Origin of the sequence: Bacillus sp. ISL-78, assembly GCF_018613455.1 — a bacterium.
Lineage (GTDB): Bacteria > Bacillota > Bacilli > Bacillales > DSM-1321 > Peribacillus > Peribacillus frigoritolerans.
In genome coordinates this window covers 37,397-58,151 of the sequence record NZ_JAGGQC010000014.1, presented here as the reverse complement: position 1 = coordinate 58,151, position 20,755 = coordinate 37,397, and the positions used below count along the sequence as shown (strand labels likewise).

Here is a 20,755-nt window from a genome sequence, read left to right as displayed (position 1 = left end):
AGAAACAAAACGAGACAAAATGAGATTGCTGTCTCGTTTTGTCTCGTTTTGTTTAAAATATACGATCCGAATTCACTTATAACTGAAGTTCAATGGGTTTGAATGTGGAAAGCAGCCTGCTCATGCTTGAGGAATAAGCTCATTATGCACCTTTTATTTAGGTTTCAGCACTTACTGACATGAATTTTGTTATATGGTTAGAGAGGAAGGACCTACTAGTAAACTTCAAGTTTAACGTAAATTTTTTAGTGCACCGCTCCATGCAATTGTTTGATCTAGCATTGCATGGACATTACCAAGGTGTAAATCAGCCGGTTTAAACGTTTTGAAGTTTTCAAAGTCTGTAAATAGCGATAATGTCGGATTTACACGAACGTCCGCAATTAGTAATTCCCCTAAGATGCCACGCAAATGTTCGGCTGCACGGGCTCCGCCAGTTGAACCATAGCTTACGATGCCCGCAGCTTTGTTGTTCCATTCATCACGTGCGGAATCAAGTGCGTTCTTTAATGCCCCTGTAATGCTGTGATTATATTCTTGTACGATAAACACAAAACCATCCAAGCTAGAGAGTTTTTCTGACCAAGCTAATAATCCTGGTTCTTTATCAGTGCCTTCTCCAAAAAACGGCAATTTGAAATCTGCGATATCGACGATTTCATAAGTTGCATCCTCACGTTTATCAGCTATTTCTTTAACCCAATTTCCCACTTGTGGACTTACGCGTCCTATTCGTGTGCTTCCTAAAATAATTCCAATCTTTAATTTTTCCAATGTTTTCTCCTCCTCGTAAAAACTGACTGGCAAATTAATTGTTTAAGAATATAACCTTTATAAGTTGATGGATTTACATATTTTCAATCTCTTCCACTAACGTGTAGTACCCACCTTCTGTATCTTCAATGAGATGGTTTATTTTATTAAGATGGTCTTTGAATTCACTTTTTTCTAACCAATTTTCATGAGAATCAATACTCTCAAAGGTCGTTACCATAATTGCCTTATCATCATCTACAGAACGATGCCAACGGCTGCTGATCCAACCGGGAACACCTTGTGATCCCTTCTTGAAATTGAGCAGTTCTTCAGCTTGGATAGCAACCAATTCATCAAGTTTGCCTGGTTTAGCTGTAAATACATTAATCCATACTATTGTGTTACTTGATTTCATATTCATAATCTCCTGTCATTTATTCTATTTTTTTAGTTATTAAAAATTGGCATTCCCTCCCATCACCTAGGTGCGTCAGTACTGACCGTCATTGTTCTTCATGAAAAGCTAGGGAGTCAAAGCCCTAGTAAATGTTTGTACACTCTCCATGATAAATGCCTCCAGGGACACGGTTGGATAGTTCTCATCGGCATCCAGATCGTTCATAAAGGCACCAAAATTCATCATCATGAACGACAACGCCTGAAGCTCTGGGTTTATGGGAATAAGTTTTCCTTTTTCATGCATCGTGTTAAAATAGTTTGTCAAAATTCCCAGTAACTGTCGGGGGTGCTTTTGTGTTTTTTCTCGAAAACCAGGTAAATTGCCTTCTTCCTTGATACTTATCATTATCATTTTCCGGTTACGATTCATGATTTCATGATATGTTCGACTGATCAGTTGTAAATCTGAATGCAAATCCCACACGATTTGCTCTTCATTAAAAAGTTTGGTCATCTCTTCAGCATAATGATATCGGTCAAATGCCGTTTCTAAAAGATTTTGCTTGCTTCCAAACCGACGGAATAGTGTTTTCTCACTAAAACCTGCAGAACCAGCAATTTCCTGAGTAGAAACACCATTGTACCCTTTCTCTGCAATTAGATCGATTGCCGCCAACAGCAGCTTATCATCGGTACTAAGCTTATTACTGCTATTCATGATCTCACTTCCTCCAAATGGACTGTCAGTACTTACTGACTTTCCATTTTATTCTATTCATCTGTTTTTTAATTGTCAAGAAAATATTTCCAATAGTATATATTTTTTTAAAGATGGCAGGCCAATCCAGAAGCGAACCTTACGGGGGATTTAACACCATGGACATTCAGGAAAAACAAATAAAAGACGGAGCTTTTAGACTCCGCCTGAATTCTAGAATATTTTTTTCTCATTCAACTCGAGTGCCAATTCTTTAAAAAACTGTAGTGATTCTGGATTTCCCATGGAGTCTGCATTCACTACTTTATCAAACTCGAAACCTAATAACACTTTACGTATCGGGACTTCCATCTTTTTTCCGTTCAACGTTTTAGGAATTTGTCCAACGACATGGATTTGGTCAGGGATAAAGCGAGGGGATAAATGCCCTCTGATTTGTTCCTTGATTTTTGCCGTCAATGCTGCATCCAGACTTTCCCCGGGCTTAAGGACTACGAACAACAGCAGTGAGGAACCGCGGCCAAGCACTTCCCTATCAATGACTAGGCTTTCCATCACCTCGTCTATCACTTCGACGACCCGGTAGATATCGCTAGTTCCCATCCGTACACCAGAACGGTTGATGGTCGAGTCGGAACGTCCATAAATGATACAGCTGCCCTTGTCGTCGATCTTTATCCAATCACCATGTTTCCATATGCCAGGATACGTATCGAAATAACTCTCATAGTATCTTGTCCCATCTTGATCATTCCAGAAATATAGCGGCATGGACGGCATCGGTTTGGTAATGACCAATTCACCAACTTCATTAATCAATGTTTGACCATGCTCATCAAAGGCTTCCGCACAAACGCCCAATGCCCTTCCTTGTATCTCTCCGATTCTCACGGGCAATGTTGGAACTCCGCCCACAAATCCGGCACATACATCGGTCCCGCCACTGGATGAACTTAGCCAGATATCCTTTTTGACATTTTCATACACCCATTTATAACCGTCTCCAGATAATGGAGCTCCAGTGGAAAAAAGAGCCTTCAATTTCGATAAATCATATTTTCCCAGAGGCTTGTTTCCTAACTTCATTGAATTCGTAAGGAATGGTGCACTTGTTCCAAAGAAAGTCATGCCTGTATCTTCCGCCAATTCCCAAAGAACCTCCATATTCGGAAAAGAAGGGCTGCCGTCATAAAGGACGATGGTCCCTTCATTAAGCAAACCACCCATAAGGAGATTCCACATCATCCAGCCTGTCGTCGTAAACCAGAATACGGTATCCTCGGAAGTCATGCCTTGATGGATTCGTGTTGATTTGAAATGCTCCAATAATATACCGCCATGCCCTTGTACAATCGGTTTTGGCATCCCGGTCGTACCTGATGAATAGAGAATCCAAAGCGGATGATCGAAAGGAACGCTTTCAAAAGTTAATTCTGCCTTTTCTTTTAATAGGTCATCCCAAGGAACTGTATCAGCCAGGTTCACTTCCAAAATCTTTTTTTCTATGTAAGGAACCAGCACGGTATGCTTGACAGTGACCAATTCCTGTTTAAGCTGGGAGACGACCGATGTTTTATCATATACATTTCCATTGTACTGATATCCATCAACCGCCAGTAATACAACTGGTTCAATCTGTTTAAAACGATCTATGACGCTTCTTGCCCCAAAGTCAGGTGAACAACTGGACCAGATGGCACCTATGCTCACTGTTGCCAAGAAAGCTATCACCGCTTCAGGTATGTTTGGCATATAGGCAACAACACGGTCACCTGATTTCACACCAAGTTTCCTTAATGATTGGGCGGCAGAGGCCACTTTTTCTTTCAGCTCTTTCCAGCTGACTTCCTGCTGCCTGATATGTTCGGAACGAAAAAATATCGCCGTTTTCTCTTCCTGATTATTCAATAATGCATTTTCAGCATAATTAAGCCTTGCCCCCTCGAACCATTTCGCACCTGGCATGGATTGCTCCGCTAAAACCCTGTCATATTTCCTGCCGGCTTTTACATCACAATAATCCCAAATTGAAGCCCAAAATTGCTCCAGTTCATCTACCGACCATTTCCATAATTCATGATAATCATGAAATGTTAAACCTTTCTTTTCTTTTAACCATTTCACATATTGCGTCAATACCGTTTGCTCGATTTGTTCCTTTGTCGGTTCCCAAATGATTTGTCCATCTGTAAGCGATTTCATTCAATCATCTCCCTTAGGTATCAAATGCGTCATTGAATTATTTCATAATAATTGGTAATTTAATTAAATTGTAATCTATGAGTTTTAAAACTGTCAATTTACACTTAACTCAAGCAGGCTCGTATTTATGTATGGGCAGGTTAATGGAGAAACATGTCCCTTTCCCTTGTACACTTGACACATGTACCGTACCATCCATGCTTTTGATAACGCTATATGAAACCATCATGCCCAATCCCGTCCCTTTATTTTTTGTCGTGAAGTAAGGCTCACCTAAACGATATATTTGTTCCTGTGTCATTCCAACTCCCTGATCTTGGATCTTGATTTGGATGGTGGAGGCAGCATGAATCAAATCTATGTATATTTTGCCATCATGGTCCATCGACTCTATGCCATTCTTTAAGATATTGAACAAACTCTGTTGGAATTTCTTCCTTTCCCCCATGATATAATAAGCTCCATCTTCGAATAAGGATAATTTCAATTCTGTTCCATTATTGTTAGCCAGGGGTTTTATGCTGTTAACGACATGCTGAATTTCCTCCGATACCCTTAATCGCTCCGTGTTTTCAGGGCTTATGGAAGCAAACGTCAAATAATCATTAATGACATCCGTGGCCCGATCCAATTCCTTCAGTGCAATATTTGCATATCTGACCTTAGTATGGGAAGAAACGTCTTCGCTTAACATTTGTATATAGCCCCTGGTGACTGTAAGGGGATTTCTGACTTCATGAGATATGCTTGCAGCCAGATGACTAACGATTTGCAATTTTTCCGCTTTCACTAATTTTTCGAGAACCTGAAAATTAGTGAGAATGACCTCCCATAGTAAGATTACAACAACAATTCCAATGACTTGGATCGTGAAGTATTGTTTCCATAGACTTATGCCGATAGTAAGTTCAAATACTACTGTTGAAATAAACTGCGTGAGAATATGGACAATGAAGATTAATGATATACCCATGAGAATTTTTTTGCTGACAGAGAGTTTCAAATAGTATTTAGATATAAAAAACAAGGAAACACCCACAAGTGGAAAAGTGATGCATGATATATAAAATCCATTATCACCCCCTGATAAATAGCGGATAACAAGAGTGGTGACTATCAATATGATTCCTAACCGATAGCCTCCATATAAACCGCCTAATAGAAAAGGGATCCATCTAAGATCCCAAACAAAATCTTCTTCTATAACAACGGGAAATAACATGCATAGAACAAGTGAAAGAATAGGGAAAATCGATAGGAAGGATCCTTTTAATGCATCTAAACGGTATACGTACTTCACTAGATAGCTCATTTGCAATAAAAAGATCGGAAAAAGGATAAGTAAAAAGTTAATCAGTAAATCTTTGGTCATAAGATTCATTTTTACACCGAACTTTCGATATTTTTCGAAGATTTAGACAGATATATCAATCATATCAAGATAGAGAATGATAAGCTAGTTAAATTAACATGGGGACTAAAAAAAGAGGCAGTTAGCGGGACCAACAAAGAAAGCGGATGATTGAGGGCTGAAATATGAACATGAAAAAAACACTGAAACGATCATTTCAGTGCCATCAAAAAAATATTTGAATAAGAATTTAATAAAGAGCTGATTTTGCGAGCATGGTGATTGTTGCATCATCCATCGGAGGATTATGGAGTCCTGCGCGTACATCCCTGTAGTAGCGTTGCAGGGGATTGTTTCGTTGTAAACTTTTGGCTCCGACGACTCTCATCGCTTTATCGACGATGGAAATCGATTTGTTGACGACCGATAACTTAACTGCCCCCAATTGCTTCGATAATTCATCATGATCTTCAGGCTGCCGCACCCATTTTTCTGCGACAGAGTAGAGGAAATGGTGTGCTTCACCCAATTCCAGTTCAATCTCCCCAATTGTACGTTGAACATTCGGAAGGTCCCTAATTGGTCCTGGTAAGCTATTCGGAGCATAGGTTTTCGCAAATTCGACTGCGTAATTTCTGGCAGCCACTGCGATTCCCAAGTAGCAAGCCGGTATATGTAATAGCCACGCTTCAGGTTTTCTTTTTTCGCCAGGATTGCTTTTCATGACATAATACTTTTCAGGGAGGCTGACATCATTTAACACCAAATCATGACTTCCTGTCCCCTGCATGGAAATCATATCCCAAGTTTCTTCTATACTTACACCCTTTACATCACGATGAACTAAAAATGTGCCAAGTCGCTCATCCTCGGGAACCCATGCCGTTACGAGAAAAATATCTAGGACGGGAGAGAGTGTAGTGAAAGTCTTTCTGCCATTCAAATTCCATTGATTCCCCTTTTTGATCGCAATGGTTTCCGGTCGGCCTCCGCGCGTCGGACTCCCCGTTCCAGCCTCAGAAGCTGCCGTATTGATTAGTGCACCTTTCGACACTTCATCATACAATTCTTTCATGACTCCTTTTTCCCAAGGTCTCTTCTCGGATAAGGAAAGTACCGTTCCGACATGCCAGCCTATTCCTAAGGCTGTTGGGCCGCAATATTGAGCTATTTTTTCTTGGCATAGGAGAAAATCATATAAGGAACCGCCATATCCGCCATGCTCTTTAGCTAAAGTTAATTGGGGGTATCCGAATTCCTTTAACTCCTGAATGTTTTCATAAGGAAATCCCTTTGAATCATCAAGTGCCTCAGATCGGCCGGTAAAGGACTGAATCGCCGCCTCTAATTTTTGTATATATTGTTTTTGCTTCTGTGATTGAAAAAACGACATGAAGATCATCCCTCCTCTAGTAAACAAAAATCTTAAACCATCCAGCAGCAGAACAGAACTGCTAACTCCACTTTATCATATCACCTTAGTGTAGTTTATGGTTCGAATCTGCACATTAAGAGTCAATGTCTTCATTTTTATATTCTTTGTTCGCGTTCTTGTAAGCCTCCTTCGCCTGATCAATATTTTTGTTTTCGAGAAAGTAAGCTATCGCGGCTTGCCCGATTCCATAAGTGACGGCGCCCGCTACCGCACCGGAAACGACTAGACCAGCTCCTGGGATGAAACGGACTGCAGCCCTGACACCTTCCCTGACAAGGAGCCCGATGCCAACATTGATTCCTAACGCTGCAATGAATTCACTTGCCGTTTTCGTATTGATTTCTTTATCCGCAATAAAACCTATCACCACAATCATCAAACCCTGAATGCCGGTCAAAATGGGAAAATCGGCAAAAGGTATTGGCTCTGCACCTATTAGACCTGCGATTGCCGTAAACGTTCCCACTATCGTCCGCGCGAATTTCTTCTTTACGAATTGGCTCTGCATCGCTTTGGCAGTCTTCAGCTTCGCTTCACTGGGTAAGGCCTCAATTAAGTAATCTGAAAGCAAATCTATGTTCCAACGCATATCATATTCAATATTTCCGCTTTCATCAAAGTCAATATACGAACAAGTAGGAATTATGTTCAAAAGTGGTATTTCACTATCTTTAAATCGTTTTGACATCAATGCGATGGCTTCATCAATATTCTTTTTTTTCTTAGGATTGGCATCAAAAGGTACTTGTTTATAATGTGGCGGATCTAATTCATCCACTTGTGTGACCACACAGATGACAGGTACATCATAATGGTGATTCTCTTTAACGATCTTGCGCAGCTTATTCAATTCTTGTAAATCTTCTTCAATACGTGAATCCGCTTCTTTTGCTTTAATTAAGAAAAGAAACACATCAGGTTGTTCTTCAGTCACCGCTTTTATCAATTCATCCAATGGTGTATCTTCTTCGAACTCTTCCGTAGGAGCTTCACTCTCACCCAGCCCCCGTGAGTCCAGTAAACGAATTTTGGGTTCGGCATCACTCGGGTACCATAACCATTTCCCCTTACCCGTTCCAGATTTAACGGAACTGACATATTGCCGTTCCTGACCAAACATCGCATTGATCAGTGAGGATTTTCCAGACCCTCTCCTTCCGACAAGAGCAATTCGGGGTTCCCTTGCATCAACAGTCATCGTTTTCAGCTTTAAGAGCTGGTCGAGCATTTTGGTCTTTTTCGATTGTGAAATTGGGAGCTTATCTACCTGGCCTTTAATGAAACTGAATATGCTTCCCCTTTCATCTTGTTTTTCCGCCATCACCCATTCCCCCTTTTTAAGAAGTGTCTTAAGTAACATTTACCCTTGAGCAATTTAATTTAAGCATGTAACTTCATTCTCCTTGCAAATTAAGGGGCTCCATTTCTCTAATCAATAACTCTTTTCTTTTAAGAACATAACGACACTGGCCATGTATTTTTGAATTTCCTGGACTTGAAAGGCCGCAGAATCCGCAATCTGTTTGTAATGATGCTGTCCTTCATCGGTTATTCGTAAATACCGTTTAGTTCGTTTTTCACTTTCCCACCTGCCGACAAGTAGGCCGTTCTCTTCCATTTCATGAGATAAATCGTATAAATAGCCATTTGAAGCGATCCAGCCGAACTGATTTTTAAGCAGATCGCCAATTTCCCCCATATAAATGGGTTTCTTAGTGAAAGCGGCTTTTAAAGTTACATAACGGACAAGGTCCTTCACCGATATTATTTTCGAGAAATAAGACCTGTATTCTTCTGGAAGCTCATTTACAACCGGTGGGTTTTCACCAGATCCCCTTAAATCGAACATGAAGCGATCAATGACCTTTTTCACTTCGGAAAACCGTTCCAGGAAATTTTCTTGATACCATATGTAAAGCTCTTTGCCTTTTTCCGTTATTTGATAATAATTTCTTCCCTTATTCGTATATAATGATAAATGATTGGATTCGACTAGCGTATTCGATATTTTACATAAATAGTCATAGCTATGCACTTTTCCAGTGAACGTATTTTTCAGGTCCTGGTGAATCGCCCTTGGATAATTCGCTTTTATCCTTAAAGAGTGAAGTAGGAAAATCGTTAAAAATTCGCGCTGGCTCAACCCAACGGTTTCAACCGTCGCAGACAGTTTCTCCCCTTTCTTCACAGTCATTCCCCCCTTAATACTGTATATAATTAAATATTTCTTCCTTCCCCTTATTATCCTGTGCTGCCACATAATAGTAAAGTTTTTAATGCCAAACTGCCTAGTACTAATTTTTTGGATTCGATCTATTGTGGGATGGGGAAATTCTGAATATTCTGTCGAGGTTTATTGTGAAATAGTTTAAAACACAAAAAGAAGGAACGGCCTATGATAAGGCCGTTCCTTCTTTTTGCTTACTGTTCCGTTAAAATGATCGGATCTTCTTTTGTAATGACGAGGGTATGTTCATATTGGGCGGAAAGCTTTCCATCTGCCGTTCTCGCCGTCCAGCCGTCTTGGTCCATTTTCATATGCCATGTGCCTGCATTCAGCATAGGCTCGATCGTGATGACCATGCCCTCTTTTAAACGGGCACCTTTACCTGGCTTACCATAATGTAGGACGGTAGGGTCCTCGTGCATGGTTTTGCCGATTCCGTGTCCTGTAAAATCGCGGACAACAGAAAACTTTTCACCTTCTGCATATGACTGGATTGCATGACCGATGTCCCCGAGACGGTTTCCTGCCCGTGCAACTTCAATGCCTCTGTATAAAGCATTCTTGGTTACATCCATTAAGCGCCGAGCTTCATCGGAAACTTCTCCGACTGCATATGTCCAAGCTGAATCCGCCAAACCGCCGTTAAGGTTCACCACCATATCGATCGTGACGATGTCTCCCTCTTTTAGGGCTTTCTTTTGCGGAAACCCGTGACAAATCACGTCATTCACTGAGGCACATGTTGCATATTTATAGCCGTTATAACCCTTTTGTTCAGGTGTAGCACCATGCTCTGCCAAGTATTGATCGACAAATTCCTCGATTTCCCAAGTCGTGATTCCCGGTTTTATCATTTTTGCAATTTCTCTATGCGTCGCAGCAAGAAGTTTGCCCGCTTCATGCATCAAATTTATTTCTCGTTCACTTTTAATGGTTATCATGTAAAATCCTCTTTCGTTTTATAACTTATCTGCTTGAGACTCCTTATTTATCATATGCCTTTTTTTATATAAAAAGCAACCAAAAACCCGGTAAAAATCACCGGGTTGATTAAGTCATGAAATTTTCTGTACCTGTAATTCTGATAAAATAAGCAAAATTACAAAAGCCTAAAAAGATCCAGCGATTACTTATTTACGCGATTGAATATTCCAGGGGTGAATGCCCTGGAACATGATAATTACCCTGTGACTTAAATCTTAATAATTCTATATAGGCCCGTGTGTATTAATTGGGTACAGTTTCCCATTCAATGCAAATGAAACTCTTCCTGTTTCCTCTGATACTACCAATACAAGGGCATCACTCCGTTCAGATAAACCCAAAGCAGAGCGGTGGCGAGTTCCCAGTTTTTTTCCCCCGGTTGACCTGTCCGAAAGCGGAAGGACATTTGCTGCGGAAACAATCTGGTTCTGACTAACCAAAACGGCTCCATCATGCAGTGGATTTCCAGGAAAAAAAATCGATTCCAATAAAGAATGGGTTAACTCCGCTCCTATTGAAATACCGGGTTGAATCAATGAACCAAGGGAATCTCCCCGTTGAATCACAATCAACCCGCCATGTCTCAAATTCGATAAATTTTGAACACAAGTTGATAATTCCGGATATTTGTCCGTAAACGGGGACAAATAACAGTTTAAATAAAATGTTGCTGCTTTCATATCAATGTATATGAATTTATCCTTTATTTTCTCAAAATTTCCAAGAAGACAATAATTTTCATCACCCATTGCTTCTAAGTTATCCTGTAATGCCGATATTACTTGACGTATCTCCTCTTTTAACGTTTGTTTCATTGGTGAAAAATCACAATGGCCATTATTCACAGGCATGCACCTCCCTTTAATGATTCGACTCTTTTTTTTCAATGGATTTTAATTCCCACTATAAGACCATTCTTATTTTCCCTAGCTCTATTTATCCCTTTTTACATTAATAATTATGAAGAATGTACTTAAAGTTTGTCTTCACGATAATTAATTATTCATCCTTACTATCAATCAGCAGTGACTTCACATTTTTTTATGTCATATGGACAAGGTAAAAGAATAGATATATTAATGACCTGTTGATGGATATCCTATAATAAGAGGTGGTATTAGATGCCTTATGTAACAGTATTTGACCAAGGAACGTTTGAAGTTGAAATGGGAAAAAAATTAGTATTGGCATTGGAAGATAACGGGATAAATATTCTCCACCGATGCGGTGGGAAAGCTAAGTGTACAACTTGCAGAGTGGAAATATTGGCAGGTGATTTTTTGGAGGTCACACATAAAGAAAAAAAGGTCTTTGAGGAAAAAGGAATGGAAGATCATTTGCGTTTATCTTGTCAAATTTACGTGAATGGAGACATAACAATTCGGCCGATCAAAACGGTTGAGAACTCTGGACTTCCTGCTGGGCCAAGGCCTGAAGGCTAAATAGTTTCATAAAGAGTGTTGTTTTATCGAAAAACATCAAAACGACTAAAAATATTTTTTCTAGTCGTTTTGATGTTTTTTATCTTTAGCTAAATGATTTACTTCTTTTCCATGACCGCAAAGTAATTATCTTCATTATCAGCAAAATTGAAGACTCTTCCAGAAGGCATATTTACAAGTTCTCCCACTTTGATATTCTTCTCCGAAAAGTCTTTATATAATTCATCAAGATTATCCGAGTAAAACATTAATGATGGTGTAGCTAGATTTAATTCAGGCTGCATTTTAGCAATGAATTCCTTATTATGCAGGATGATGCTCGTTTGTGCATCCTTTGTTGGTGCTATTTCAATCCATCTTAACCCTTGGCCGTTATCTTCTTCAGAAAGTACGCTAAATCCGAATTTTTCCGTCCAAAATTTCAATGACTCATCTTGGTTATTAACGTATAACATAATTTGACCGACTTTATTAATCATTGGCTTCTCTCCCTTTCTGCTGGTTCCGTTATTAATTGAATCGTTTATGTATAAGCATCTTGCTGGTTGGGAAAATATAACTGATTAAATCGTATAATAAATGAAAGTTTTAATCAATATTTACAAAAATTGAATTTTCCCTCTTTTGGGAATGTTCTTGAAAACAACTCAATTGTTTAAGGAAAGCAGATATCTATTACGAATTTCGCTTAATTGTTTCTTCTACATATTCCAAGAAATCTGTATGTGCCGGATTCCCTTCCAGATGTTGAGCTACCACATTCAATGGCATTATAACTCTATCTCTCTTTTTGGAGTAAAGAACAATCTCTGTTTTAATGCCCCTATTCACTTCATCAAGTGCAGAAGAAAAATGATATACAGAATCATATTCATACCTTTTATAATCTTGATTTATATTCCTTTTTATAACTTCTCCAATATACGCACCTATCCTCACCGCAAAATTATCAAAATGATTCTTTAAAAGTTCCCTACCCATTTGAGTAATGCTTAATCTTTTCGTATAAGCATCTATATGACGAATGCTTTCAATAGTAAAATCTAAATTTCTCTTTGTTAGGTTCTCTTGATCCCAAGTGTCTTCTGACACATCCTGAACATTAATTTCGCAATGCCTTTTAAATCATTTTTTATTAATTTAGTTTTATTTAAGGAACCGAACATATGACATTTCCCCTTTTTACTTTATCTATTGGTTAATTATACATTAATGGAATTGCTCCATTGTTTATTAAAAAAAGCTATGCATTCTTTATATTCAGGAATTTGCAGGACTTTTCGATTTTTCACAGAACTTTTATACAGAGTATTGATCAAAGGAGAGTGAAATGGTGGTTCTTTCGAAAGAGGATTTGTTAAATATATTGGAAGGCAACAGGAGATTGACGTTGCGGGTGGTTGAAGCTTTCCCTGAAAAGGAATTATTTCATTATACACCGGCCGGGAAGCTTCGCCCTTTCGCAGAAATGGTTAAAGAAGTCATGAACATTGAGACTGGATATATGCGTGGAATTGCACTGGGTATTTGGGAGTTTCCAGATTCCTTTTCGGTAATTTCCACCAAAGAAGACCTGATATCAGCATGCGAAGCAGTAAGGGTTGAGACGAGGAAATTGTGGGAGGAAATGACCGAGGAAACGCTTGGAGTCGTTGAAAAGGATCCTTTTTTCGGTCCCTCACAAAGCCACTTTGATAGACTTCAATATGCCCTGGAAAATGAGATCCACCATAGGGGACAAGGCTATATTTATCTTAGAACGCTTGGAATTGAACCACCTGAATTTTTCGTAAGATAATCATGCATTAAGTAATAAATTGGAGCAAAGAAAAATTAATAAGAAAATAGGAGTGAGACACATGACAGTTGATGCATATCTTAATTTTAATGGAAATTGTCGACAAGCGGTAGAGTTCTATGCGGAGATTTTTGGAACGGAACAACCGAATATCATGACCTTTGGTGAAACACCGCCTAATCCGGAATTTCCCCTTCCAGAAGAAGCGAAAGATTTAGTCATGCATACAAGGCTGACTATCAATGGAAGCAATATCATGTTTTCAGATACTTTTCCTGGTATGCCTTTTGTAGAAGGAAATAATATCAGCCTGGCATATGTCGGTAATGATGTGGAGGAAATTAAATCGATCTTTAACAAACTAAGTGAAGGCGGGACTGTTGGTGTAGAGCTGCAAGAAACATTCTGGAGTAAAATTTACGGTCAGTTAACCGATAGATTCGGAATCCAATGGCAATTTAACTTCGAAAGCTGAGAAACGAATTTTGGATATAGGACTTTTCACGGGTGAGAAGTTTCTATATCCTTTTGTATTTCCATCACCCTGAGGCAAGAATATTGTAACAAACAAACAAAGGATTAATGGGCTTAGTTTAATGATCGATTAAAATACACAAACGCACCCTAACCTTACACCATTTTCTTTGGTCATGATAATTGGTGTATAGTATATGTACCTTCAAGATGTTTAATCTTATTGAATAATCGTAATTCCTTGATAATGGCAAGTTTAGTTATCCTGGCTAACATGCAAACAATAAAGGAGAAAAATCATGAAAAACAAAATTCAAAAAATCACCACTAACCTTTGGTTTGATTCACAAGCCGAAGAAGCGGCGAAGTTCTACACATCCATCTTTGAAAATTCTGAGATCGGAAGAATCACTAGCTATGGAAATGAAGGAAATCAAATCCATGGAAAGACAATGGGTTCTGTGATGACCGTGGAATTTGAATTGGAAGGACAAAAATTCGTAGCATTAAATGGCGGTCCTCAATTCAAATTCACAGAGGCAATATCATTTATCATCCATTGCGAGGATCAAAAAGAATTGGACTATTATTGGGGAAAACTCTCGGCAGGCGGAGATGAAAAGGCGCAAGTGTGCGGTTGGCTGAAAGATCAATTTGGCGTGTCATGGCAAATCATCCCAGAAAGTCTAACCGAGATGGTGAACGACTCCAATCCTGAAAAATCGGAAAGAATGATGAAGGCGTTGCTCCAAATGAAGAAAATTGACATTAAAACTTTAGAGCAGGCGTATCAAGGATAAGTTCCAATAAACAACATTCAGATTAGGCAGAAGAGTGAACGATTTTGAAAATAGTTAAAGCCTAATCTCTCGGTACTTGTGAAATTAGGTTTTAATATTTACCAAAGTAAAAGAAACAAATGGCATAATGATCTAGATGGTTTTTAAGGGAGAAATAAAATGATGGACAATATATATACAACACCGCTTAAACTGGGCAATGAAATAATTGAAAGAAAAATCCGCTATGACTCTTTAATTGTAGAACATACCTGTATGCTATTAAACGCACAAAATCATCATGTCGTGCTATTTCATGAAATCATGGATGCGTTTACGATGAAAGCGGGTCCCATAGAATTAAACATACCCATTGGAAGTTATACGATAGCTTATTATTGGAAAGACCGCCCTTATAATTTATACCTTTGGAGAGATTTTGAAGGCAATTATTTAGGTTCCTATTTTAATATTGTAAAAAATACATATTTGGCGGATAAGTTGTTATCCTTTGAGGATTTGATCATTGATATCTTGGTGCTTCCGGATGGGTCACATTTTATTTTGGACGAGGAAGAGTTACCTGTGCCCTTAGAGCAATTTGAGAGTGGTTCTGTTAAACAAGCCTTAAACTCTTTACTTGATTCCATTGATATCCTTCTTTCACAAATCATTGAGGAATCCGGGAAACTCTATAAACATAACGACCTCCTTCCATGGTTGAACAATAAATGACAATCGTTTTAATTCTTTGAACTCCGCAAAAGAGGTAGCATTACCATGAACAAAAAGCCTACTTCATTCAGCAGGCTTTTTGTTCCCCTCACTCACCATCAGCTTGAGCCGATATACTGTTGTCAAGCTCCTCAATGTTTTTATATACCTTTGCACTGTATGAGTAGTCACCGTAGCAATATGGGTACCGAAAATTATCCTTGTCCCCGCCGCAATCATAAAGCTTGGGGTTCTTTTCGACCTGAAGCATGGAGAACTTCTTCGCAAGCTCTTCATTATGCTTGCCCCCTTCATTCGCCACGAAATCAATATAACCAATACCCATGTTATATGCTTGAATGATCGTGGCAAAATCCACACCCTTTTCATTGCCATATTCATTGATCCTCTTAAAATGTTTCACCCCATACTTAATGCTTTCCGTTGGATCTGTGATTGTATTTGGATCAAGACCCGCTGACTCAGATGCCTGCATTGGGTCACCGCCCCGTCCTCGGCTTTCCTGCTGCATCAAAGCAATCAATGTCGAAGTATGCTCCTCAAGTCCGTATTTAGCCAACTCCCCTTGAAGGAGTGAGCTATACTTTTTTACGTTCGCGAAAGAATCAAGCGTATTTACTGATGTGGAAACATTTTCGGAATAGGGGGTTTTCATGATCTCCTTAATGAGCAAAAATCCAAAAATCAGGATGAAAATGGTAAAAACTTTCTTTGATTTCTTACGTTTCTTCTTCTTCACATTCCCTCTCCGATATCTCTAAGTTAATATATTTATATCTTAACAAATAGTAAGACTAATAACTATTTAGAATACCCAATAAAACGTTTTGCAAATGAGATTACCATGCATATTTTATCGAACAATGAGGCACTCTATTGGTTGGAGGTGATATGTATGGAGAAGAAGAATGAAAAAGAAGAAATCCTTGATGATAAAAAGAAAAATTATAGAAACGAGTTTGGGGCAGATCCGGATGAACAGGAAATGAATGGTCTGTATGGTATGTTGGAAACTGAATATGAAGATAAGCTTCATGATAAAGAAAAGTAACGAATTGGTTTCTTTAATCTTTGTTAAGCACCTTATATGGCGTTTTTTTTATGAGTTCCGATACTATTCTAAAGGTTCGTTTTTTGTTTCATAACGTACTGATTTTTAAAATTTTAATTCATTTGGTCATTATCTAAAAGGATACGATTGAAAAGGGAGTGACCTAATACTGTCACTCCCTTTACACGTTTAGTATTGTGAAGATTGTCCGCCATCAATCGGAATGACTGCCCCGTTGATGAATTCCGATTCCCCTGATAATAGGAAGGCGACTAAACGGCCGACCTCTTCAGGTTTACCAAAACGTTTCTTAGGATTCACACTGACGAAATCCGCCATTGCTTCTTCCCAATTTTCCCCGCCTATTTGCCTGAATGAACCTTCTACCATTGCCGTTAAGATAACTCCTGGTGCAATGGCATTAATGCTGATTCCATATTGACCATATTCTATGGCAGCTGTTTTCGTTAAGCCTGCAACAGCATGCTTACTCGCAACGTATGCACTTTGGTTAAGTACAGCACGAATTCCACCTACGGAAGCCACGTTCACCACTGCCCCTGCTCCTTGTTCTTTCATGATTGGCAGAATGTATTTCATACCAAAGAATACACCATTGATATTGATGTCCGTTACTTTGTTGAAAACTTCGCTATCGTATTCAGCCATAGGGGCTTGTTTACCTTCGATACCCGCATTATTATAAAATGCATCGATTCTGCCATACTTGCTGACTGTTTGGTCTACATAGTTCTTTACTGCTTCTTCATCCGATACATCTGCAGTGACCAGAAGCACGTCCGATTTTGGTGCAATTTCCAAGATTAATTTTTTTGTCTCTTCCAAAGATGCATCGTTTAAATCAACTAATGAAAGTTTAGCCCCTTCTTTAGCCAATTCCAAAGCGGCTGCTTGTCCTAACCCTGATCCTGCCCCAGTAATGATTACAACTTTTCCATCGAATCGTTCGCTCATTTGTCAAAACTCCCTTTTTAAGTTATTTCGAAAATCCTTTAATTATAATTATCCTTTAAAGCTTAAGAATCCATCATCAACAGGGATGACTTGTCCGTTTATGGCATCTGCTTTTTCAGAGAACAAGAACGTTACAACTTCAGCAACTTTTTCTGGCTGAATCAATTTTTTCCTCATATGAAGTTGTGCCAAACTGTCCAGGAACTTTTGATCATCACCAATGATAGGCGTTTCGATGAAACCTGGTGCCACGCCGACAACTCGAATCCCATATTGCGCAAGTTCAATGGCACCGGATTTAGTCATCGCGATGACAGCGGCTTTTGCGGCATGGTAGTTAAAGCTGCCAATTGAAACCATTGTCCCATATATAGATGCTGTATTAACGATCGTTGCCCCAGTTACACCAAGCTCCACCATCTTCCTTGCCGCATAATACATGCCATAATATACACCGTGTTGGTCCACATCAACGACTCTGTGGTATGATTCTGGATCCATTTCCAAAAATGGTTTTACTAGTCCAATTCCAGCGTTGTTGAATATGCCATTGATGGTGCCATGATTGGCAATTGCTGCTTCGACCATCGCTTCCACTTCTTCCGCTTTAGCTACGTCCACTTTCACAAAAGATGCCGTGCCTCCCTTTTGTTGAATAGATTCAGCCGTTTCCTTAGCGGCAACATCATTATAATCAGCCGCTACGACAATAGCTCCCTGTTCAGCTAATTTATATGCCGTTTCCTTACCAATTCCACTGCCCGCTCCTGTAATTATTATGACTTTTCCTATTAAACTCATGTATGGGTCCCCCTTTAATAATGTTTTTTTGCTAATCAGATTAAAATGGCCCCTCCATCGATTACAAGTTCTTGACCCGTAATATGGCTGGAAAGATCGGATACTAAGTACATCATTAGATTTGCAACTTCCTGAGGCTCAGCATACCGGCCATCCGGAGTAGTTGCTTCCAACTGTTTTCTAGCCGTTTCTGCTGCCGCGGAATCACCTTGACCAAATCCGCTTTCAATCGACCGCATCATAGCCGTGTTGACGACACCTGGGCAGACGGCATTCACCCGGACACCATGTGGAGCTACTTCGACACCAGCTGTTTTCGTCATTCCTAGAACCGCATGTTTACTAGCGCCATACGCCACCATGTTTGGCGTTGCCAGTAAACCAGCTCCAGAAGCTGTATTCACGACCGCCCCGCTTTTTTGTTCAATCATATGGGGCAATACATGTTTCATGCCCAAGAAAACACCTCGTACATTTATTGACATTAATTGATCGAAAACCTCAGCAGGATAGTCGATAAGCGGCATTATTTTGCCTTCCCAACCTGCATTATTCAAGAAAATATCGATTTTTCCATAGAAATCTATCGTTTTTTGAACATAATTTTTTATATCGTCTTCCTTTGTAACATCGGCTTTTACGAATTTCGCTTCGCCGCCGTTTTCTTTGATTTCATTTACCGTTAGCATGCCAGCCTCTTCGGAAAGGTCTACAACAACCACTTTGGCACCATTTTCTGAAAGTGTAATAGAAGCTGCCCGGCCGATACCCCCGCCGCCACCGGTAACAATTGCTACTTTTTCCGTAAAATCGAATGCTTGCATAATATTCTCCCTTTCTCCCTTTAATCTTGGTGAAGATATTCTTGTTTGAATACGATTACATCATAACATTCTTTTTGTCGATTGTCGACAATTTGGTTTTAGAGTCAAAGACTCTACATCACTCCACGATTCAAGGCTTCATGAATTTCATTTTTTGCTTTAACTAAATCATCTTCTAGAATGGCCTCAATAGACATCTTTAATCTGAAATGGAAACTTTCCATCGTTTCCGTATTCCATTGACTTTGGGCAAAAACCATGAGGATATGACTGGCTTCTTCAAAAAATCTTGCTAATGCTTTGTTATTGGCGATTGAAAAAATATATCGAAATATCTGTGTTGCCCTTTTTTGATACTCGATAACATTACCTTTTTCACACTCATCGGTTGCACTTTCCAAATGCCTTTGTAATGATTGCTTATTTTCTGAGTGCCAATTCCCTTGGGAAAATTCAATGCCCATCTGGATCAGTCCGATCGTAACATCATTATATTCAATGATTTCCCTTTGTGAAAATGGCTTGACGATCGTTCCCCGCCGCGGCATCCTCTCAACAATACCGTCAACCTGCAGTAAATAAAGGGCTTCGCGTACGGGTGCACGGCTAGTGTTCAATTCTTTGGAAATGTCTTCTTCGACGATTTTCTCTCCAGCTTCTATTTCACCTTCAATGATTTTTTTTAAAATGTGTTTAGCGATTTGTTGTGGTAACGATTCTCCAAAATAAATGCCATCTGTCAAATTGGAAGCATTTCCAAACATCTTTCAGCACTCCTATACTTCTATAATTAATTTTAGTTCTTCTAGTATAACATAAGGATAGGAATTAACTTCCTTTATAAATCACATCCATTAAGGAAAGCACATATAAAGAGCCCATTTAAAGAAAGGGCTCCATGAGGTACTTTTTTATTCGACTAGCCTCGGTTTCGCTGGATCGCAGTTTGGCTTTTCCATGTCTGTCGATTCAGCGAGTTTCGTTAAATAATAACATTCTTCACGCCACATATGATCGGCCATTAATGGCGCAAAAGTTCCAAGAGCCTGCGCACTGAGGTCAAGCTCTTCTAATTCAAGCAGGAAGTGCTGGAAGAATTTAATTTCCAATGTGACGTCCGCATTCATTTTTTCCAATGCTGGGAACGTTGACAGATTGGTTCGTAAAAATCCTGCCATTTCAACAGCTTTTAAATAAAAATCATTAAAATGTTTTTTATATTGCTCACTTTTCTCTTTTAATCTTTTTTCAACATCATCCATATTGGATGATATTGCACCTGCATGACCTGCTGCATCTAGCAGCCAAAGCAAATGATGATGAAGTTCATGAAAAACCGGCGGCATTTGATTTGAATTGAAATATTTCAATAATCTTAAATATTCTTCTAATTCGTTCACCATATGATTTATGAATGAAGGTGAAAGATGTATTTTAATTTTACCTACCAGATGCTCTTTTAAAAGACATAGCTTAAACTCCCGAAATCTTAATGTCTCTTGTTCTGCAATGGCAGTAAGCTGCGTAATCTCTTCAGAATTGGCTTTACCAAGGAGAGTATCAAAAATTTGAATGAATTCTGAGGCAATTTCAATGTATTCCACTTCGACCGGAGCTAAAGACTCATGGATGAACCTGGCATGGTCTCCTAAGATTTGCAGCCAAAACCGATGTTCGAATCTTGCTGTTTTCTCCAAAAACTCGTTCATTTGCTCTCCCCCATATTTTAAAGTATAAGAAACTCACTTATTATTTGTATTCTTAAACCTACAAACTTATTAAAATAAATTATATGGGGCGTAAT

General features: G+C 39.1%; 24 protein-coding genes. 6 read left to right on the top strand and 18 right to left on the bottom strand.

The window, feature by feature from the left end:
• Positions 1–231: 231 nt before the first annotated feature.
• From J7I96_RS16080 to cdaS, 10 genes are all read right to left on the bottom strand, one after another.
• Positions 232–774 (bottom strand): NADPH-dependent FMN reductase, encoded by a 543-nt coding sequence (locus J7I96_RS16080; RefSeq protein ID WP_214768239.1) that lies wholly within the window; start codon positions 772–774, stop codon positions 232–234.
• A gap of 73 nt (positions 775–847) precedes the next feature.
• On the bottom strand, positions 848–1,171 hold the full coding sequence (locus tag J7I96_RS16075) for a putative quinol monooxygenase (RefSeq protein WP_214768238.1): 324 nt from the start codon (positions 1,169–1,171) through the stop codon (positions 848–850).
• A 108-nt stretch (positions 1,172–1,279) separates the two neighbouring features.
• A complete protein-coding gene (locus tag J7I96_RS16070) occupies positions 1,280–1,873 on the bottom strand; it encodes a TetR/AcrR family transcriptional regulator (protein ID WP_214768237.1) in 594 nt (197 codons plus the stop codon).
• Between the two features lie 213 nt (positions 1,874–2,086).
• A complete protein-coding gene (locus J7I96_RS16065; protein ID WP_214768236.1) occupies positions 2,087–4,075 on the bottom strand; it encodes an acetoacetate--CoA ligase in 1,989 nt (662 codons plus the stop codon).
• Positions 4,076–4,184: 109 nt separating this feature from the next.
• Positions 4,185–5,375, bottom strand: a complete 1,191-nt coding sequence (locus J7I96_RS16060) for a sensor histidine kinase (RefSeq protein WP_214922799.1) — start codon at positions 5,373–5,375, stop codon at positions 4,185–4,187.
• A 301-nt stretch (positions 5,376–5,676) separates the two neighbouring features.
• Entirely contained in the window at positions 5,677–6,819 is a 1,143-nt protein-coding gene (locus tag J7I96_RS16055) for an acyl-CoA dehydrogenase family protein (protein ID WP_214768234.1), read from the bottom strand.
• 115 nt (positions 6,820–6,934) lie between these two features.
• A complete protein-coding gene (locus tag J7I96_RS16050; protein WP_214768233.1) occupies positions 6,935–8,182 on the bottom strand; it encodes a GTPase family protein in 1,248 nt (415 codons plus the stop codon).
• A gap of 111 nt (positions 8,183–8,293) precedes the next feature.
• Positions 8,294–9,049, bottom strand: coding sequence for a PadR family transcriptional regulator (locus tag J7I96_RS28625; RefSeq protein WP_048684497.1), 756 nt, complete (start codon positions 9,047–9,049; stop codon positions 8,294–8,296).
• Positions 9,050–9,282: 233 nt separating this feature from the next.
• The gene (map, locus tag J7I96_RS16040) at positions 9,283–10,029 is read right to left on the bottom strand and encodes a type I methionyl aminopeptidase (protein ID WP_214768232.1); all 747 of its coding nucleotides are present in this window, start codon (positions 10,027–10,029) and stop codon (positions 9,283–9,285) included.
• A 267-nt stretch (positions 10,030–10,296) separates the two neighbouring features.
• The gene (gene cdaS, locus J7I96_RS16035; protein WP_214768231.1) at positions 10,297–10,917 is read right to left on the bottom strand and encodes a sporulation-specific diadenylate cyclase CdaS; all 621 of its coding nucleotides are present in this window, start codon (positions 10,915–10,917) and stop codon (positions 10,297–10,299) included.
• Positions 10,918–11,193: 276 nt separating this feature from the next.
• Between cdaS and J7I96_RS16030 the strand changes: the two genes are divergently transcribed.
• Positions 11,194–11,514 (top strand): 2Fe-2S iron-sulfur cluster-binding protein, encoded by a 321-nt coding sequence (locus tag J7I96_RS16030; RefSeq protein WP_214768230.1) that lies wholly within the window; start codon positions 11,194–11,196, stop codon positions 11,512–11,514.
• Positions 11,515–11,612: 98 nt separating this feature from the next.
• On the opposite strand, the gene J7I96_RS16025 is transcribed toward J7I96_RS16030, so the two are convergent.
• Both J7I96_RS16025 and J7I96_RS16020 read right to left on the bottom strand, forming a co-directional pair.
• Positions 11,613–11,993 carry a VOC family protein gene (locus tag J7I96_RS16025; protein ID WP_214922801.1) on the bottom strand — a complete coding sequence of 127 codons (381 nt, stop codon included), beginning with the start codon at positions 11,991–11,993 and terminating at the stop codon, positions 11,613–11,615.
• Positions 11,994–12,189: 196 nt separating this feature from the next.
• Positions 12,190–12,606, bottom strand: a complete 417-nt coding sequence (locus J7I96_RS16020; protein ID WP_251025048.1) for a hypothetical protein — start codon at positions 12,604–12,606, stop codon at positions 12,190–12,192.
• 238 nt (positions 12,607–12,844) lie between these two features.
• Between J7I96_RS16020 and J7I96_RS16015 the strand changes: the two genes are divergently transcribed.
• The 4 genes from J7I96_RS16015 to J7I96_RS16000 all read left to right on the top strand — a co-directional run bounded on the left by J7I96_RS16015 (position 12,845) and on the right by J7I96_RS16000 (position 15,300).
• Complete coding sequence (locus J7I96_RS16015; protein ID WP_251025047.1) at positions 12,845–13,312, top strand: DinB family protein; 468 nt, start codon at positions 12,845–12,847, stop codon at positions 13,310–13,312.
• Positions 13,313–13,373: 61 nt separating this feature from the next.
• Positions 13,374–13,787, top strand: a complete 414-nt coding sequence (locus J7I96_RS16010; protein WP_214768229.1) for a VOC family protein — start codon at positions 13,374–13,376, stop codon at positions 13,785–13,787.
• Between the two features lie 298 nt (positions 13,788–14,085).
• Complete coding sequence (locus J7I96_RS16005; RefSeq protein WP_214768228.1) at positions 14,086–14,586, top strand: VOC family protein; 501 nt, start codon at positions 14,086–14,088, stop codon at positions 14,584–14,586.
• Positions 14,587–14,748: 162 nt separating this feature from the next.
• On the top strand, positions 14,749–15,300 hold the full coding sequence (locus tag J7I96_RS16000) for a ribonuclease FAU-1 family protein (protein ID WP_214768227.1): 552 nt from the start codon (positions 14,749–14,751) through the stop codon (positions 15,298–15,300).
• Positions 15,301–15,388: 88 nt separating this feature from the next.
• Here the strand turns inward: J7I96_RS16000 and J7I96_RS15995 are convergent, their stop codons facing one another.
• Positions 15,389–16,039, bottom strand: a complete 651-nt coding sequence (locus J7I96_RS15995; RefSeq protein WP_311315165.1) for a lysozyme family protein — start codon at positions 16,037–16,039, stop codon at positions 15,389–15,391.
• 156 nt (positions 16,040–16,195) lie between these two features.
• Between J7I96_RS15995 and J7I96_RS15990 the strand changes: the two genes are divergently transcribed.
• Complete coding sequence (locus J7I96_RS15990) at positions 16,196–16,351, top strand: DUF4021 domain-containing protein (protein ID WP_214768226.1); 156 nt, start codon at positions 16,196–16,198, stop codon at positions 16,349–16,351.
• A 189-nt stretch (positions 16,352–16,540) separates the two neighbouring features.
• Here J7I96_RS15990 and J7I96_RS15985 read toward each other — a convergent pair whose 3' ends face one another.
• The 5 genes from J7I96_RS15985 to J7I96_RS15965 form a co-directional block, all read right to left on the bottom strand.
• Positions 16,541–17,326, bottom strand: a complete 786-nt coding sequence (locus J7I96_RS15985; RefSeq protein ID WP_214768225.1) for a glucose 1-dehydrogenase — start codon at positions 17,324–17,326, stop codon at positions 16,541–16,543.
• 48 nt (positions 17,327–17,374) lie between these two features.
• Positions 17,375–18,127 carry an SDR family NAD(P)-dependent oxidoreductase gene (locus tag J7I96_RS15980; RefSeq protein ID WP_214768224.1) on the bottom strand — a complete coding sequence of 251 codons (753 nt, stop codon included), beginning with the start codon at positions 18,125–18,127 and terminating at the stop codon, positions 17,375–17,377.
• A gap of 35 nt (positions 18,128–18,162) precedes the next feature.
• A complete protein-coding gene (locus J7I96_RS15975) occupies positions 18,163–18,951 on the bottom strand; it encodes an SDR family NAD(P)-dependent oxidoreductase (protein ID WP_214768223.1) in 789 nt (262 codons plus the stop codon).
• A gap of 113 nt (positions 18,952–19,064) precedes the next feature.
• Positions 19,065–19,715 (bottom strand): GntR family transcriptional regulator, encoded by a 651-nt coding sequence (locus J7I96_RS15970; protein ID WP_214768222.1) that lies wholly within the window; start codon positions 19,713–19,715, stop codon positions 19,065–19,067.
• A 147-nt stretch (positions 19,716–19,862) separates the two neighbouring features.
• The gene (locus J7I96_RS15965) at positions 19,863–20,660 is read right to left on the bottom strand and encodes a DUF2935 domain-containing protein (RefSeq protein WP_214768221.1); all 798 of its coding nucleotides are present in this window, start codon (positions 20,658–20,660) and stop codon (positions 19,863–19,865) included.
• Positions 20,661–20,755: the final 95 nt, after the last annotated feature.